The organism is Brevundimonas sp. (assembly GCF_035627055.1).
In the GTDB taxonomy this organism is placed as follows: Bacteria; Pseudomonadota; Alphaproteobacteria; order Caulobacterales; family Caulobacteraceae; genus Brevundimonas.
The window spans coordinates 1-13,723 of the sequence record NZ_DASPMM010000005.1 but is presented as its reverse complement, the minus strand read 5'-3'; the positions used below and the strand labels follow the sequence as shown (position 1 = coordinate 13,723).

Annotated in this window: 20 protein-coding genes; 9 read left to right on the top strand and 11 right to left on the bottom strand. The window is 68.9% G+C overall.

The window, feature by feature from the left end; all coding sequences use genetic code 11:
* Positions 1–4: 4 nt before the first annotated feature.
* The gene (locus VEA98_RS01620) at positions 5–1,030 is read right to left on the bottom strand and encodes a S1/P1 Nuclease (RefSeq protein WP_324810498.1); all 1,026 of its coding nucleotides are present in this window, start codon (positions 1,028–1,030) and stop codon (positions 5–7) included.
* A 137-nt stretch (positions 1,031–1,167) separates the two neighbouring features.
* On the opposite strand from VEA98_RS01620, the gene VEA98_RS01615 reads away from it, so the two are divergent.
* Positions 1,168–2,187 carry a M28 family metallopeptidase gene (locus VEA98_RS01615; protein ID WP_324810495.1) on the top strand — a complete coding sequence of 340 codons (1,020 nt, stop codon included), beginning with the start codon at positions 1,168–1,170 and terminating at the stop codon, positions 2,185–2,187.
* 4 nt (positions 2,188–2,191) lie between these two features.
* Here the strand turns inward: VEA98_RS01615 and VEA98_RS01610 are convergent, their stop codons facing one another.
* Entirely contained in the window at positions 2,192–2,776 is a 585-nt protein-coding gene (locus VEA98_RS01610; RefSeq protein WP_324810492.1) for a glutathione S-transferase family protein, read from the bottom strand.
* A 373-nt stretch (positions 2,777–3,149) separates the two neighbouring features.
* Here VEA98_RS01610 and VEA98_RS01605 point away from each other — a divergent pair, with 373 nt between their 5' ends.
* Complete coding sequence (locus VEA98_RS01605; protein ID WP_324810489.1) at positions 3,150–3,605, top strand: 3D domain-containing protein; 456 nt, start codon at positions 3,150–3,152, stop codon at positions 3,603–3,605.
* A gap of 78 nt (positions 3,606–3,683) precedes the next feature.
* Positions 3,684–4,370: a hypothetical protein gene (locus VEA98_RS01600; protein ID WP_324810488.1), complete on the top strand. Its 687-nt coding sequence runs from the start codon at positions 3,684–3,686 to the stop codon at positions 4,368–4,370.
* 3 nt (positions 4,371–4,373) lie between these two features.
* Here the strand turns inward: VEA98_RS01600 and VEA98_RS01595 are convergent, their stop codons facing one another.
* Positions 4,374–4,697: an Mpo1-like protein gene (locus VEA98_RS01595; protein WP_324810485.1), complete on the bottom strand. Its 324-nt coding sequence runs from the start codon at positions 4,695–4,697 to the stop codon at positions 4,374–4,376.
* Positions 4,698–4,842: 145 nt separating this feature from the next.
* Between VEA98_RS01595 and VEA98_RS01590 the strand changes: the two genes are divergently transcribed.
* Genes VEA98_RS01590 through VEA98_RS01575 form a run of 4 tightly spaced genes read left to right on the top strand, consistent with a single transcriptional unit; the run spans position 4,843 to position 6,464 of the window.
* Positions 4,843–5,166, top strand: coding sequence for a metalloregulator ArsR/SmtB family transcription factor (locus VEA98_RS01590; protein ID WP_324810483.1), 324 nt, complete (start codon positions 4,843–4,845; stop codon positions 5,164–5,166).
* A complete protein-coding gene (locus tag VEA98_RS01585) occupies positions 5,163–5,594 on the top strand; it encodes an SRPBCC domain-containing protein (protein ID WP_324810481.1) in 432 nt (143 codons plus the stop codon). Before VEA98_RS01590 ends, VEA98_RS01585 begins: the two co-directional genes overlap by 4 nt.
* A gap of 29 nt (positions 5,595–5,623) precedes the next feature.
* Complete coding sequence (locus VEA98_RS01580; protein WP_324810479.1) at positions 5,624–6,055, top strand: DUF1801 domain-containing protein; 432 nt, start codon at positions 5,624–5,626, stop codon at positions 6,053–6,055.
* A complete protein-coding gene (locus VEA98_RS01575; protein ID WP_324810476.1) occupies positions 6,048–6,464 on the top strand; it encodes a DUF1801 domain-containing protein in 417 nt (138 codons plus the stop codon). The genes VEA98_RS01580 and VEA98_RS01575 overlap by 8 nt, the downstream gene beginning before the upstream one ends.
* On the opposite strand, the gene VEA98_RS01570 is transcribed toward VEA98_RS01575, so the two are convergent.
* Together VEA98_RS01570 and VEA98_RS01565 are read right to left on the bottom strand one after the other, a co-directional pair.
* A complete protein-coding gene (locus VEA98_RS01570; protein ID WP_324810472.1) occupies positions 6,465–8,702 on the bottom strand; it encodes an outer membrane beta-barrel family protein in 2,238 nt (745 codons plus the stop codon).
* Positions 8,703–8,882: 180 nt separating this feature from the next.
* Positions 8,883–9,413 carry a hypothetical protein gene (locus VEA98_RS01565; RefSeq protein ID WP_324810470.1) on the bottom strand — a complete coding sequence of 177 codons (531 nt, stop codon included), beginning with the start codon at positions 9,411–9,413 and terminating at the stop codon, positions 8,883–8,885.
* On the opposite strand from VEA98_RS01565, the gene VEA98_RS01560 reads away from it, so the two are divergent.
* Both VEA98_RS01560 and VEA98_RS01555 read left to right on the top strand, forming a co-directional pair.
* Complete coding sequence (locus VEA98_RS01560; RefSeq protein WP_324810468.1) at positions 9,412–9,783, top strand: hypothetical protein; 372 nt, start codon at positions 9,412–9,414, stop codon at positions 9,781–9,783. The genes VEA98_RS01565 and VEA98_RS01560 overlap by 2 nt on opposite strands.
* 174 nt (positions 9,784–9,957) lie before the next feature.
* A complete protein-coding gene (locus VEA98_RS01555) occupies positions 9,958–10,308 on the top strand; it encodes a DUF1428 domain-containing protein (RefSeq protein WP_324810466.1) in 351 nt (116 codons plus the stop codon).
* A gap of 40 nt (positions 10,309–10,348) precedes the next feature.
* On the opposite strand, the gene VEA98_RS01550 is transcribed toward VEA98_RS01555, so the two are convergent.
* From VEA98_RS01550 to rpoD, 6 genes are all read right to left on the bottom strand, one after another.
* A complete protein-coding gene (locus VEA98_RS01550) occupies positions 10,349–10,624 on the bottom strand; it encodes a hypothetical protein (RefSeq protein ID WP_324810463.1) in 276 nt (91 codons plus the stop codon).
* A 119-nt stretch (positions 10,625–10,743) separates the two neighbouring features.
* Positions 10,744–10,938: a hypothetical protein gene (locus VEA98_RS01545; RefSeq protein ID WP_324810461.1), complete on the bottom strand. Its 195-nt coding sequence runs from the start codon at positions 10,936–10,938 to the stop codon at positions 10,744–10,746.
* 287 nt (positions 10,939–11,225) lie between these two features.
* A complete protein-coding gene (locus tag VEA98_RS01540) occupies positions 11,226–11,465 on the bottom strand; it encodes a hypothetical protein (protein ID WP_324810458.1) in 240 nt (79 codons plus the stop codon).
* Positions 11,462–12,064 carry a hypothetical protein gene (locus VEA98_RS01535; RefSeq protein WP_324810456.1) on the bottom strand — a complete coding sequence of 201 codons (603 nt, stop codon included), beginning with the start codon at positions 12,062–12,064 and terminating at the stop codon, positions 11,462–11,464. The genes VEA98_RS01540 and VEA98_RS01535 overlap by 4 nt, the downstream gene beginning before the upstream one ends.
* Complete coding sequence (locus VEA98_RS01530; RefSeq protein ID WP_324810453.1) at positions 12,039–12,461, bottom strand: GreA/GreB family elongation factor; 423 nt, start codon at positions 12,459–12,461, stop codon at positions 12,039–12,041. The genes VEA98_RS01535 and VEA98_RS01530 overlap by 26 nt, the downstream gene beginning before the upstream one ends.
* A 450-nt stretch (positions 12,462–12,911) precedes the next feature.
* The coding region (gene rpoD / locus VEA98_RS01525; RefSeq protein ID WP_324810451.1) for an RNA polymerase sigma factor RpoD at positions 12,912–13,723 on the bottom strand (812 nt) is incomplete at its 5' end.

Sequence of the window (13,723 nt, the reverse complement as noted above, 5' to 3'; positions counted from 1 at the left end):
GAACTCAGTCCTCGCCGTACATGGCCAGCCACGGATCCGCGGTCCCGGCCTCGACCTCGGCCACCTTCACGATCGGCCAGCCGATGCTGTCGTCGGCCGAGTCCCGCCAGGCGAGGACGAACAGGTCGCGGAGCTCGGAGGCCCCCGCCGCGAGCCGCGCCGTCACGAAGGCCGCGCCCCGGGCGTCCCTTTCCTGAAAGGCTCCGGCCTTCTCCAGCTGGTAGAACGGCAGCACCTGCGCCAGCGTCGTCTTCAGATAGGCCGGCACCCGCGCGCGCAGGTCGAACCCGTCCAGGTTCGGCGCCGTCATCGCCGCCTCGACCGCATCCAGCCGCGCCACCCGGCCGGTGAAGGCGTTCTCGAATGCGCCGTGCGTCTGGCGCGAGGTGGTGAAGCCCTCGGGGTTCGGCACGTCCCGCGACCAGCCGTTGTAATGGATCGTGGTGTGATGCGGCTGCGAGCCGTCGCCGACGTAGTGCCCCAGATAGCCCATGTCGCGCAGGATCAGCGCCTCGCGCCGCAGCCGGTCCTCGCGGTACCAGGCCCGCCTGCCCGGATCGATCTCTCGCTTTTCGGCCGCGTTCAGCACGCGCCACGTCGCGAAGTCGCGCACCAGATGCTGGTACCCGTCCCAGATGGCGTAGGGCAGATAGCCGGCGTCATCGACGTCCAGCCCGGCCGCTGTCAGCGCCGCGTCATACTCCGACTTCAGCCGCGGCAGGGCGTCGATCGACGGCCCGGCGGCGCTGATCACCCGTCCGCTGTCGTCCATGTCCACGAAGTGCGCGGTGTCCCGCTCACGGTCGTGCGGCTGGCCCCCGCCCTTGGTGCGGTCGGGCTCACGGGCCAGTTCGCCGACCTCGGACGCGGCTCCGGGCGAGAGCAGGAAGGCGGGCATCTCTGCGGGCAGGCCGCGAACGGCTGCGATCCCCACAAGCCGGTGGCCGGTGTTGCCCCAGGCCGAGACGGCGACGGGCGTGGCGGCGACCGCGAGGGCGCAGACGGCGGCGACGAGGGCGAGACGCTTCATGACGGGCTCCGGGGTGCGACCCGCCGGGGTTAAATCCACGCCGCGGCGGCGTCCAGCGGCATCTTGCGCCTGGGACGCTTGACCGCCCCCTCGCCCGCCCCCTACCCCTGTCGGCCTGTCATTGTCGGGGTCGGTCCATGCTGAAATCTCGCCTGCTCGTCGCCGTCGGCGTCCTCCTCCTCGCCGCCGGCCCGGTCTTCGCACAGGACGCGGCCCAGACTCCCGCCGTCGATCCCGTCCGGGTCGCGGCGCACGAGGCCTTCCTCGCCGGACCGGCCCTGCGCGGCCGCGGCAGCGCCACCCCGGATGAGGCCGTCGCCGCCGCCTATGTCGCCGCCCGCTTCCAGGAATACGGCCTGACCCCGGCGCCCGGCATGGACGGCTATCTCCAGACGGCGGGCGTGGTTCAGCTGCCGCCCAGCGCACCGGGCCGCCGTCCCCGCTTCGAGGTCACCGATCCGGACGGCGCGACGCGGATCACCACCAACGCCATCGGCTGGCTGCAGGGGTCCGACCCGTCGGCGGGCGTCATCATGATCACCGCCCACCTCGATCACCTCGGCGTCCAGCCCGACGGCACGGTGATGTACGGGGCCAACGACGACGCCTCGGGGACCACCGCCGTTCTCGAACTGGCCCGCACCCTCGCGGCCGGCGAACAGCCGAAGCGCAGCATCCTGTTCGTCTGCTACGGCTCCGAGGAATTGGGCCTGCTCGGCTCCGAATATTTCGGCGCCCATTCGCCGGTGCCCCTGACCGACGTCATCGCCAATCTCGAGATCGAGATGATCGGCGCTCAGGACCCGAACATGCCCGCGGGCGTGATGATGATGACCGGCTTCGACCGCTCCAACTTCGGTTCGGCCCTCAGGGAACGCGGCGCCCTGATCGCGCCCGACCTGTATCCGGAGCAGCATTTCTTCGAGCGGTCCGACAACTACCAGCTGGCGCTCGAGGGCGTCGTCGCCCACACCATTTCCGGCTGGGCCACCATCCCGACCTATCACACGGCCGAGGACAATCTGGGGAACCTGGACATCCCCTTCATGACCCGGGCCATCCAGTCCCTGGTCGAGCCGCTGCGCTGGCTCGCCTCCAGCGACTTCAAGCCCGAGTGGAGCGAAGGCGGTCGCCCCCAGCGCACGCCGCGGCAGTAGCCGGTCAGCCGATCCCGAACCCGGCTTCCACCCTCGTGATCCACCGCCGGATCGCAGGATGGGGCCCCAGATCGAACCCGCCCTCAGGCGCGACCCGCGTGTAGGCGACCAGCGCCAGGTCGGCGAGCGTCGGCCCGTCTCCGACCAGCCAGTCGCGGGCCGCCAGCGCCGCCTCCATCCGCGCCAGCGCCGCCCGCCCGCGCTCCACCAGCCGCGGCTCGATCTCGTCCGCCGCCTTGCCGAGGAAGGCACGCTGGAATCGCGCCACGGCGATGCAGGGCTCATGGCTGTACTGCTCCCAGAACAGCCACTCGTACATCTTCGCCCTGTCCCACGGATCGGCCGGCACATAGGGCGTGCCGTCGCCGAAAAAGCCGATGATCGCGTTCGACTGCGCCAGCGTCCGCCCGTCCTCGAACACCACCGCCGGAACCTGTCCGGCCGGATTCATGGCGAGGAATTCTGTGGACCGCGTCGCGCCGGACATGACGTCGGTTTCGATCCACCGATAATCATGGCCGAGGCGATCCAGCAACCACTTGACCTTCAAACAGTTGCCGGACCGAATATCTCCAAAGACAGTAAGCATCGCGCCCCAGCAAAGTGTTTCTGATCTCCGAATACAGCTTACCGATTTGATGCCGTTGGCCAAACGAGATTCGCCTTAACCATCACAAGCGCCACTTATCCACCGCTCGACCGGACAGGAGGTCGCACGTGGGCCGGAATGTCTGGTTTTCGCCGTATTTCTTGACGACAAGCGCCGCGCCGGACGGACAGGGGCCGGCGCCTACGCGAGTCGAATCATGCTCGGCAGTGCCGCTGCGTTCGCCCTTTTCTGGGCGATGGCCTTCCCCGCCCATGCGGCGGTTCAGGGTGATCCCGTTTCCTACGAAGCCGCGGTCTCGACCGGGCTTGGTGCGGAATCAACGGCCCCTGCTGACGAAGGTTCCGACAGCGGCATGGCGGCTCTCACCGCCGAACAGCAGGATCTGATGGACGAGGAGGCGGACTGGACCGCCCGCGTCAATCTCTACCATGCGGGTGGCGGCGGAGCGACGGGCAACGACAGCCTCGGCTGCCGGCCGATCCCGATGCGCACCATCGCCACCGACCCGCGCTACATCCCCCGCCGCACCCGCCTCTTCATCCCCGAGACCGTCGGCATGCGCATGCCCGATGGCACGCTGCACGACGGCTACTGGTACGCCTCCGACACCGGCGGCGCGATCAAGGGCCAGAAGATCGATCTCTACACCGGCCACGGCCGCGGCTCGATGCGCCCGGCCATGCGCTTCAACCAGCGCCGCCTGACGCTCATCAATGCCGGCCGCTTCGACGGTTGCCCGCCGTCGTGGGACGCCCGGCCCAGCCAGACCCTTATGGCCTCCGCCGCGACCAACGCCGGGTCCAACTAGCGCCGCCCGGGTCCGCCGCTGGCGGATTGCTGTTCTCTGAAAGCGGCGTAGTGTCCGTCCTGATCAAGGGAGGGGCCCATGAAACTCGCCAGCCTGTTGGCCGCCGCCGCGCTCGCCGCCGCCACCGCCGCCGCATCGCAAACCGCCGCGCCGACCGCTCCGATGACGGAACGCACCGACCGCATCGGGCTCCAGGGTCGCCGCGGCCCCAGCCTGTTCCGTCCCGGCTTCGCCGTCGCCGAATACACCGGCTCGGCCAGTTCGCGCAGCTCCAGCACCCGCCTGCCGTGGCAGTCCCGCGACATGGCCCGCGCCGAGTTCGACCTCGCCCTCCCCGGCGGCTCCATCCAGGGCGACTGCGGCGGGGGCCAGAGCCATCGCCAGATCCTGTGGATCACCTTCGACCGAGAGCCGCTGTCGTACGAGTGCCAGTATTCCGGCGCCGCGCCCGCCGACGCCCGCCTCACCCTGGCCCTGTCGCGCGGCAGCCTGCTGGCCCGCCTGCAGCAGCCGCAACGCGCCGGCGAACTGGTCTGGGGCGACATCGTCCTGCGCGCCGAGACGAAGCGGATCGGCGGCCTTCCGTTCGGCGGCGGCCGCGTCATGGGCTATGTCTTCAGCCGCGACGGAGTCGAGATCGGCGGCCTCGATCTCAATGGCTTCCGCCCGACCTTCTACCTGCCGCCGCAGGGCTCCCCCGACCGCGACGCCGCCGCCGTCCTCGCCATCAGCCTGTTCGCCTTCCAGGACCCGGCCAACCGCTGAAGCCTAGAAGCGCCGCCTGCCGGTGACGGTCTCGAAGAACATCCGCCAGTCGCCCATCAGGCTCCACAGCGGATAGCGGAACGTGGCCGGCCGGTTCTTCTCGAAGAAGAAATGGCCGACCCAGGCGAAGCCGTAGCCGACCAGCGGCACGGCCAGCAGCCACCAGGGGTTCAGCGTCACGACCGCGACCGCCAGCACGACCAGCACCAGCGCCGACCCCACCACATGGATGCGCCGACACGTCCGGTTGGAATGCTCGTGGATGTAGTGCGGATAGAAGGCCGCAAAGCTCTGGAAGCGTTCGCCCGCCGGCTCCTGCGTGCTCATGCGCCGACGATGCCCCCGCCTCCCGTGCGCCGCAAGGGCGCGCCCGGCGCCGAACCTTCCCGCTCCTGCTGACCTCCGGCCGCTTGACTCACTCATATCCGTCTGGTTATAGATCGGACCAATAGCCCATGGGTTATCGGTTGCGATGCAGATTTCTGACGACATCCTCTTCCGGACGCTGGCCGATCCCACCCGCCGGGGGATTTTCGAACAGCTGTGCCGCGAGGGCGAGCAGACGGTCGGGGCCCTGACCACCCATGCCGGCATTTCGCAGCCGGCCGTCTCCAAACACCTCGGTGTGCTGAAGCAGGCGGGGCTGGTGCACGACCGCCCCGCCGGCCGCCAGACCCACTACAGCGCCCGGCCCGACGCCCTGGCCCCGCTGACCGACTGGACCCGGCGGATGACCGGCTTCTGGGAAACCCGCATCGACCACCTCGAGGACCTGCTCAGAAGGATGGACCAATGACCGACGCCGCCGCCCCGACCCGCACCGTCGTCGTCGAACGCGAGCTCGCCTGGCCGCCGGAGAAGATCTGGCGCGCCCTGACCCAGCCGCATCTGATCGAGGAATGGCTGATGAAGAACGACTTCCGCCCGGACGTGGGCCATCGCTTCAGCCTGCGCGGCGACTGGGGCGGCGTGCTGGACTGCGAGGTTCTCGCCGTCGACCCGAACCGGCGCCTCGCCTACAGCTGGAACCACGCGCACGAGGACCCGGCCTTCGACCTGCAGAGCGTGGTCACCCTCACCCTGACCCCGACGGCCGCGGGCTCCCTCCTGCGGGTCGAGCAGTCGGGCTTCCGCCCCGACCAGAGGCAGGCGTTCGGCGGCGCCCTGACCGGCTGGCCGCGCTTCCTGGACAAGCTGGACGCGGTTGTCGCCCAACAGGCCTGACCCCGGCAGCCAAATAGAAGGAGAGACCCATGTCGTTCGGAAAATCCGTCCCCGCCGCCGATGCGGGCGTTCCCCCGCCGCGCCTCATCGACCAGCGCATCGCCGCCCTCGGCGACTGGCGCGGCGAGACGCTGGCCCGGGTGCGAAGCCTCATTCACGAGGCGGCCCCCGACGTGGTCGAGGAGTGGAAGTGGAACACGCCGGTCTGGTCCCACGACGGCATCATCTGCACCGGCGAGGCCTACAAGAAGGCGGTCAAGCTGACCTTCGCCAACGGCGCCGCGCTCCCTGATCCGGCGGGCCTGTTTAACTCCAGCCTGGACGGCGCCACCCGCCGGGCGATCGACATACCGGAGGGGGCGCAGATCGACGCGGCCGCGTTCAAGGCGCTGGTGCAGGCGGCCGCGGCCCTGAACGGTGCGAAGAACGCGAAGCCCGCCAAGGCGTCGAAGGGTGGCTGACCCCGTTCTCCTGTCCGGCGGCAACCCCCGCATCGCCAAGGGCGACGGAGACGCTCCGGTGCAGGCCTATATCGCGGCCATGCCGGGCTGGAAGCAGGCGGTCGGCCGCCGCCTCGACGCGCTGATCGTCCGGACCGTCCCTAACGTGCGCAAGGCCGTGAAGTGGAACTCGCCCTTCTATGGCGTCGAGGGACAGGGCTGGTTCCTGTCCTTCCACGTCTTCACACGCTACGTGAAGGTGACCTTCTTCCAGGGCGGCGCCCTCCGGCCCCCTCCGCCGGGCGCCAGCAAGCATCCGGACGTTCGCTACCTCGATATCCACGAGGATGATCCGTTCGACGAGGCGCGGATCGCGGACTGGATCAGCCAGGCCGCCGCCCTGCCCGGCTGGAGCCCCGGCAAGCCGTGATCAGCCGCCCGTCGACGGGGGCGCGAAGTCGAACTGCGGCTCCTGCCGGCGCGGTCCCTGACCGAAGGAATAGGTCAGCCCGAGATACCAGGCCCGCCCGCCGAACCGGCGCTCGGTCCGTTCGCGGAACGAGGGCGTGTCGAACGTCGTGACGTCTCCGAACTGGTCGAACACGTCGCGCACCGTCGCCTGGAAAGCCCACTTCTCGGTCAGCTTGCGGCGATAGCCCAGGTTGATCATGCCGCCGGCCTCGCGGACGCCCTGCGCCTGCAGGGAGTCGCCCTGCCAGAAGGCCGCGAGCTGGACGAAGTCCTCCGCGGTCGGCTGCCAGTTCAGGTTGCCGCGCCCGGAGACCACCGTGCCCGAACTGTCCTGGGCGCCCGACAGGCCTGTGGCGTCGATCTCCTGATGGAACAGGTTGACGCTGGCGTTGTAGCGCAGGGTCTCGCTCAGCTTGCCGCTGGCGGTCAGCTCCAGGCCCATGTCGCGCCGCGCGCCCAGGTTCTCCGGTCGGGTCAGGAAGATCCCGCCGCCGATGTCCGTGGTCACCTGGGTGAACGCCTTGGTCGTGTCCCGATAGTAAAGCGTGGCCTGATAGAAGGTCTGCTGCACCCGCCGCTGCCACATCAGCTCGAAGGAGTCCGTCTCCTGCGGCTCCAGCTGCGGGTTGCCGGCGCGGTAGTTGAACGGATCCTGGAACACCAGGAACGGGTTCAGCTCGAACGGCTGCGGCCGCTGGATGCGGCGGCTGTAGCTGGCGCGCAGGGTCTGCGTCTCGCTCAGCTCGTAGCCGAGGTGCAGGGTCGGATAGGCGCGGAAATACTCATTGGAGTCCTGCGTGCCGGTCGTGATCTGGTCCAGGTCGATCTCGGTGTATTCCAGCCGGAGGCCGGCCTGGGCCGTCAGTTTTCCGAACGGTCGCTCCCAGGTGCCATAGACCGCATGCACCGCCTGTTCGGCGTGGAATTCATTCGTCACCAGCGGGTCCGGGGTGAGGGCGCTCGCCGACGGTCCCCGGCTGACCGCGTTGGACGTCTCCGGTTCGCGCATCTCCAGCTCATAGCCGGCGCGCAGCTTGCCGCCGTCCGACAGCGGCCGGACATAGGCGCTGGTCAGGCCCATGATCGAGAACCGCGTCCGGTTGTCCAGCAGTTCGTAGACGTCCGCTCCCGCCGGCAGGGTGGCGTCGGTCACGGTCAGTTGCTCGAACTGGTTCCGGCCGCGGTCGAGCCGCAGCTCGGTGGACCACTCATGGCCCTGATCGTCGAACCGGTGCAGCACGCGCGCGGTCGCGCCGAAGCCGCGCACCGCGAAGCCGCCGTCGCTGTCGCGCCGATAGGCCTGGGCGACCGAGCCCGAGGCGTCCTCCCCCTCGAACAGCTCGACGGTGTCGCCCTCGGTGCCGAAGCGCTGCGCCCGGATTTCGCCGGTCAGCTGGGTCTTGTCGGTCAGGCGATATTCCGCGGTGAAACGTCCGAACCGCGCGTCCAGGATCGACTCGCCCTGCTGGGTCTGCCGGCTCTCAAGGAACTGGCCGCTGCCCGCGTCGAAACGTTCGCGGACCCGCTCGACGTCCTGCAGGATCATGTCGTGGCGCACGCCCACGTCGCCCGACAGCGTCAGCCGGTCGCGGCTGAAGGCGGCGCTGAGGCCGACGTTGTAGCGACCCTCCTCGCCGGCGTTGACCCGCACCGAGCCCGTGGTGGTCGCGCCCGGCCGCACCACCGTCGGCTTGGTGATCAGATTGATGACGCCGCCCGAGCCGTCCGGGCGATAGGCCGCCGACGGATTGGTCATCACCTCGATGCGGGCGTACTGGTCGGCCGGCAGCTGCAGCAGCGCCTGTGCCCGGCCCTCGCCGCTCAGCATGCCCGAGGGGCGGCCGTCGATCAGGATGGTGACGTTGGAATCGCCGCGCAGCGACACATTGCCCTGCGGGTCCACATCCACCGACGGCACGTTGCGCAGGGCGTCGGCCAGGGTGCCGGTCCGCGCCTGCAGGTCGTCGGCGAGGCTGTAGCTGACGGAATCGATCGAGGTTCGGACATCGGTGTTGCGGCCCTCGACGACGACCTCCTCGACCGCCGTCGCCTCGTCCTCCGACGGCTCGGCGTCCTGCGCCGGCGGCGGGGTCTGCGGCTGCGCGGGCGGCGGAGCGGGCGGCGTCTGCGCCAGCGCGGCTCCGGCCGATGTCGCGAGCGCCGTGCCGACGAGCAGCATTAGCTTGACTGTATTCACGACACGCCCCCCGTGGTCGCGGGAGTCGTCTCCCGTAACTACCCGGATCAGCTATAGAGCGCGCCGTCCCTTCGATAGTTACTTCTTCGTCATCAAGACGGCGAGACTAGAGCCCTTCGAACATTACAGTTCGGTCACAATCCGCTGTCCGACATCTGGACGTCGTACCGTCGCCGCGCCTCAGACTTCCGTCGCCGGCTCCGGCCCCAGCAGCCGCTTCAGCATCGGCCACACCTTGGCGAGGGCCGACAGAAAGCCCACCAACGTCGACACCCACTGGAAGGCGCTCCACACCCATCCGAACAGGTCGCCGTCGCCGATCCACTGGCTGATCGGGAACAGCACGCGCGACACCCCGATCTGGAAGGCCGCATAGGTCCCGGAATACTCGATCGACCGGTCCGCGAAGAAGGCGATCGCGACCGCCGCCGACACCGGCGCCCACAGCAGCGGCAGCACCAGCAGCCCCGCCAGCAGCAGCACGACCAGCTTGGTCCCCACCGTCTCGCCTGAAACCAGGCTGGCCACAAGGCCGGCCCCGAGCGCCAGGGCCACCGCCGCCAATCCGAACGGCAGCACCGTATCGGCCGCCGTCATCAGGTCGGCGAACCACAGCCCCGCCAGGATCGCGGCCCCCGACAGCAGGAACCCGGCCACCCAGACGGCGGCGTACTGGCCCAGTCGGCGCTTCAGATGGGCGAGGCTGACCATGGCGACCGTCCCGTGGCTGGATCCGTCCGCGGCAGCCAACCATGTCCGGGCCGCCCTGTCGATTCAGCGAACGGTGATCGCGCGCGCCCGTTCACCAGTTTCGTTCGCGCCGTCTTCAGCCCGCCGCGCCAGTCTGTCCCCGACCTTCCGGGAGACGCCCATGCAGGCCCACGCCATCGCCGCCGCCGGCGTCACCGCCGCCTCGGCCCGTTTCGAGGCCAGCGCGCGCCGCACCGCCGCCGATCCGCTCGCCGACCTGGCCGGCGAAACCGTGGAGCGCATCGGGGCGGAAATCGCCCTGAAGGCCAACGCCTCGGTGCTCCTGACCGCCGACGCGATGACCGGAACCCTGCTCGACATGCTGGCCTGACGGAAAGAGCGCGGGGCGGATGCGAGGTCCGCCCCAGGCGGCGCCTCGGCCTGCCGCGGACTTGCGGCCCCGGCGGGTCTGATCCTTAATCCCCGGCGCCTCGCCCGGGACCCGGGCTCATGCAGCGAGGAGAGCGCCGCGAGCGCCGGCCCCTCTCCGAAGGAGAAGACCAGAATGTCCTACATCACAGGCTTCCTGCTCCCCGTACCGGCCGCCAAGAAGGAGGCCTACATCGCCTCCGCCCGCAAATCTTGGCCTCTGTTCCAGAAATACGGAGCCCTCGAACAGGTGGAGACCTGGGGCGAAGACATCCCGCCCGGCAAGGTCACCGGCTTCGACCTGGCCGTGAAGCTCGAGCCCGACGAGGTCGTGGTCTTCTCCTGGCTTCGCTGGCCGGACCGCGCCACCGCCGACAAATGCTTCGCGGAAATGATGAACGACCCGGACTTCGACGGCATGGACATGCCGTTCGACGGCAAGCGGATGATGTGGGGCGGCTTCGCTCCGGTGTTCGAAGGGCGGTAGCCCCCGATCGAACGAAGGCGGCGGCTCCCGGGAGCCGACGTCAGGCTTGCGCGGTCATCGGTCGCCGGTCAGTCGACGCGGCCGGGCTCTCCTGCCCTGTCGGCGTCCCCGCTTCGCTCCGGGACGCCTCCGCGGCCACCGGGGCTTCCACGGCCACCGCGCCTTCCGAGGCCGCGAACGGATCCTGGATCCAGGGCGAGAACACCTGGCCGATTATGTCGTCGACACGCGCCGACCTGAGCGCGGCCGTCACTGAAAAGGCCGTGAGCGCCGCGAAGACCGCGCACGCCAGCAGAATGAGGGCGAGTCCCATCATGTCAGAGAAGCTCCGGAACGGTTCATGAGGCCGCGCCCGCCGGTGGGCGCAGCGCAGCGAGGCAGCGTAAAATCGGCCCCCGGATCGCTCCGGGGGCCGGCTTCGGCCCATTGGGGGGCCTACTTCGCGCCCACCAGGGGAGGGACGGCGCGAGATTTCACCAGATCGGCCAGACTGCCGGCCGTGTTCGCCGGCGTCTTGACCTGTTTCGGCTTCCTGGGCTCACGACTTGAGCGGCTTTTCTTGCCCATTTGAGTAGTTCCTTGCGGCCGCATCGATACGTCACGGCGCGACATGGCGTCGGCCGACAGCATCGATGGATTTCGGTGGAATCGCCTGAGGCGCCTGCGACGCCTCGCGATGGTTCGAAACTCCCTGTTCCGAACCATCGTCGGAACAGGGCTAGACGCTCGGGATGAGTCGGACGCGGCGTCGAGCCGGAATGGTCGGGTGCTTGTCCATGAACTCTATATCGGCTCGGCTCCAAGGAAAGTCAAGTTTCCCGGAACGGTACTTGGCGTCCACTTCTGGTCTAACTAAAATATATCGAAGACTTCATCGAATTCCGTTTCTTGCGACACCTTGGCGTCCGATCCACAGCTCAATCCGGCGTCACCGCCGTGTCGGCCATGCCCCATGCCTCGAAGCGCCCCGCCGTCTCGTCGGCCGCGCCCCGTTCAAGCGCAACCAGCGCCACGCCGGCGAGGAGCAGGAGCACGAGCGCCGCGAGCAGCAGCCTGCCGCTGCGGCGGCGCGACCGCCGGGGGAGTCCGGCGCGGAAATAGATCGGCGGCCGGGCATGACCCACCTCGCTGCCGACGATGTTGTGGCGCTCTCTCATCCGCTTCTCCCGCGGCGAGCCCGACCCGCCATCTTCATCAGGTTCCGGAGCCAGTCGGGCCCCATCGTCGTCAACTCATCCGCCCGGTCCCGTAGCCGGGGGACCGCGCACAGCATCGTCAGGCGGATCTCCGGACCGCCCGGAATGTCAGGATGGTCCCAGAGAATCTCGTGCAATGCGGCGTCGTCGCGCAGGGAGGCGGCAAGTCGGGCGGGCGACGCCCTCCCCTCCAGCCGGCGCGCGTGGCGCTCCTCGATAGATCCGACCAGCGCCTCGGTCTCGGAAGACCTGTGCGGTCCGAGCGCGAACGCGGCGCGCGCGATCTCCGCCCGCCTGTCGGCGTCGGGCTTCGGCTTGAGCAGCGGCGACGTCGGGTCGCCGGCGTCGACGATCCTTTCGAGCGCCAGGCTCAACAACTGATCCCGGGCGATCGGCGACAGCGCACATTCGGCCGCCTTGGCCAGCAGCAGCGACCCGGCCTCGGCGCCCGGCCACCGCGTCGAGAGATCGACCTCGTCCCAGCGGGCGGCGGCGAACGCCTCGGCGCAGGCCGCCTCGAGCAGGGCCTTGGGGTTATCCGGCGGCGAGGACGTCGGCATCGGACACCTCCACCAGCCTGAGGCGGTGCGGACGCCCTCGGTCGTCGACCCATTCGATCTCGGCGTCGGGGGTCAGTCCCAGCAGGCAGGCGCCCACCGGCGTCAGCACCGAGACCCTGTGCTGGTCGATGTCCGCCTCGCTCGGCAGGACCAGCCGGATACGGGTCGACTGCCCGCTGGCGACGTCTTCATAGGTCGCCCAGCTGCCCAGCCGGCAGAACGGCCTCGCCTTGTAGGAATCGCCGACGACCACGGCCCTGCCGAGTTCGACTTCGAGCAGTTCCACGCCGGCGGTTCGCGCGGGCGAATGGTCGAGCAGGGTCTGGAGCGTCTCCAGGTCCTGGCTGGTGATGAGGATGCGCGGCTTTCGCGGCGCGGATTGCCTGGCCTTGGCCATGATGGTTCCCGAGGTGTCTGGCGCGGCCAACCGGCTCGCTGCGCATGAGAAATCGCCCCCTCGTCCGGGACGAAGGGCAGTCGACGATAAAATTCGATGAGTATTCCGACAGTTTTAGCGACCGCCGGAGAACATCCAGCGCAGGTCGTGTCGGAACAGATAAAAGGAATGTATGTGCAACCCCAAACTCTAAGCTTCCGCTTTAGGCGAGTTCGGGGCTAGACGCCTGCGACGAGTCGTCCCGCATGAAGCGTATTCCGCAGATGTACGGCGAATTTTCACATTACACTTGCAAGATGGGGCCCCCGCCGGGCCGTGTCAACGGCCCGCGGCGTCGCGCCCTCGGCCGGCGCGCGTCGCCGCGGACGAGGCCGGCCGCTGCACCGCCGCCGAAAAAGAAAGGCCCGGTGTTTCCACCGGGCCCTGCTGCCTGCTGCCTCTGCCTGATTTCTAGCTGTCCAGGAAGCTCCGCAGCTTGCGGCTGCGGCTGGGGTGCTTGAGCTTGCGCAGCGCCTTGGCCTCGATCTGGCGGATGCGTTCGCGGGTGACCGAGAACTGCTGGCCGACCTCTTCCAGCGTGTGGTCGGTGTTCATGCCGATGCCGAAGCGCATGCGCAGCACCCGCTCCTCGCGCGGCGTCAGGGACGCCAGCACGCGGGTGGTGGTCTCGCGCAGGTTCGACTGGATGGCCGCGTCGATCGGCAGGACGGCGTTCTTGTCCTCGATGAAGTCGCCGAGGTGGCTGTCTTCCTCGTCGCCGATCGGGGTCTCGAGGCTGATCGGCTCCTTGGCGATCTTGAGGACCTTGCGGACCTTTTCGAGCGGCATGGAGAGGCGCTCGGCCAGTTCTTCGGGCGTGGGCTCGCGGCCGGTTTCGTGGAGGAACTGGCGGCCGGTGCGGACGAGCTTGTTGATCGTCTCGATCATGTGCACCGGGATGCGGATCGTCCGGGCTTGGTCGGCGATCGAGCGGGTGATCGCCTGCCGGATCCACCAGGTGGCGTAGGTCGAGAACTTGTAGCCGCGGCGGTACTCGAACTTGTCGACCGCCTTCATCAGGCCGATGTTGCCCTCCTGGATGAGGTCCAGGAACTGCAGGCCGCGGTTGGTGTACTTCTTGGCGATCGAGACCACGAGGCGGAGGTTCGCCTCGATGAGCTCGGTCTTCGCCTTCTCGGCCTTCTTCTCGCCGACGAGGAGCCGGTTGTAGATGTTGCGCAGGTCCTCGAGCGTCATCTCGGCGGACTCCTGCGACTTCAGGA

Bases quoted from the DNA above. Each gene is read 5' to 3' on its own strand.
- VEA98_RS01620 (WP_324810498.1), bottom strand. From the start codon at position 1,030: ATGAAGCGTCTCGCCCTCGTCGCCGCCGTCTGCGCCCTCGCGGTCGCC.
- VEA98_RS01615 (WP_324810495.1), top strand. From the start codon at position 1,168: ATGCTGAAATCTCGCCTGCTCGTCGCCGTCGGCGTCCTCCTCCTCGCC.
- VEA98_RS01610 (WP_324810492.1), bottom strand. From the start codon at position 2,776: ATGCTTACTGTCTTTGGAGATATTCGGTCCGGCAACTGTTTGAAGGTC.
- VEA98_RS01605 (WP_324810489.1), top strand. From the start codon at position 3,150: ATGGCGGCTCTCACCGCCGAACAGCAGGATCTGATGGACGAGGAGGCG.
- VEA98_RS01600 (WP_324810488.1), top strand. From the start codon at position 3,684: ATGAAACTCGCCAGCCTGTTGGCCGCCGCCGCGCTCGCCGCCGCCACC.
- VEA98_RS01595 (WP_324810485.1), bottom strand. From the start codon at position 4,697: ATGAGCACGCAGGAGCCGGCGGGCGAACGCTTCCAGAGCTTTGCGGCC.
- VEA98_RS01590 (WP_324810483.1), top strand. From the start codon at position 4,843: ATGCAGATTTCTGACGACATCCTCTTCCGGACGCTGGCCGATCCCACC.
- VEA98_RS01585 (WP_324810481.1), top strand. From the start codon at position 5,163: ATGACCGACGCCGCCGCCCCGACCCGCACCGTCGTCGTCGAACGCGAG.
- VEA98_RS01580 (WP_324810479.1), top strand. From the start codon at position 5,624: ATGTCGTTCGGAAAATCCGTCCCCGCCGCCGATGCGGGCGTTCCCCCG.
- VEA98_RS01560 (WP_324810468.1), top strand. From the start codon at position 9,412: ATGGCGACCGTCCCGTGGCTGGATCCGTCCGCGGCAGCCAACCATGTC.
- VEA98_RS01565 (WP_324810470.1), bottom strand. From the start codon at position 9,413: ATGGTCAGCCTCGCCCATCTGAAGCGCCGACTGGGCCAGTACGCCGCC.
- VEA98_RS01555 (WP_324810466.1), top strand. From the start codon at position 9,958: ATGTCCTACATCACAGGCTTCCTGCTCCCCGTACCGGCCGCCAAGAAG.
- VEA98_RS01550 (WP_324810463.1), bottom strand. From the start codon at position 10,624: ATGATGGGACTCGCCCTCATTCTGCTGGCGTGCGCGGTCTTCGCGGCG.
- VEA98_RS01545 (WP_324810461.1), bottom strand. From the start codon at position 10,938: ATGCTGTCGGCCGACGCCATGTCGCGCCGTGACGTATCGATGCGGCCG.
- VEA98_RS01540 (WP_324810458.1), bottom strand. From the start codon at position 11,465: ATGAGAGAGCGCCACAACATCGTCGGCAGCGAGGTGGGTCATGCCCGG.
- VEA98_RS01535 (WP_324810456.1), bottom strand. From the start codon at position 12,064: ATGCCGACGTCCTCGCCGCCGGATAACCCCAAGGCCCTGCTCGAGGCG.
- VEA98_RS01530 (WP_324810453.1), bottom strand. From the start codon at position 12,461: ATGGCCAAGGCCAGGCAATCCGCGCCGCGAAAGCCGCGCATCCTCATC.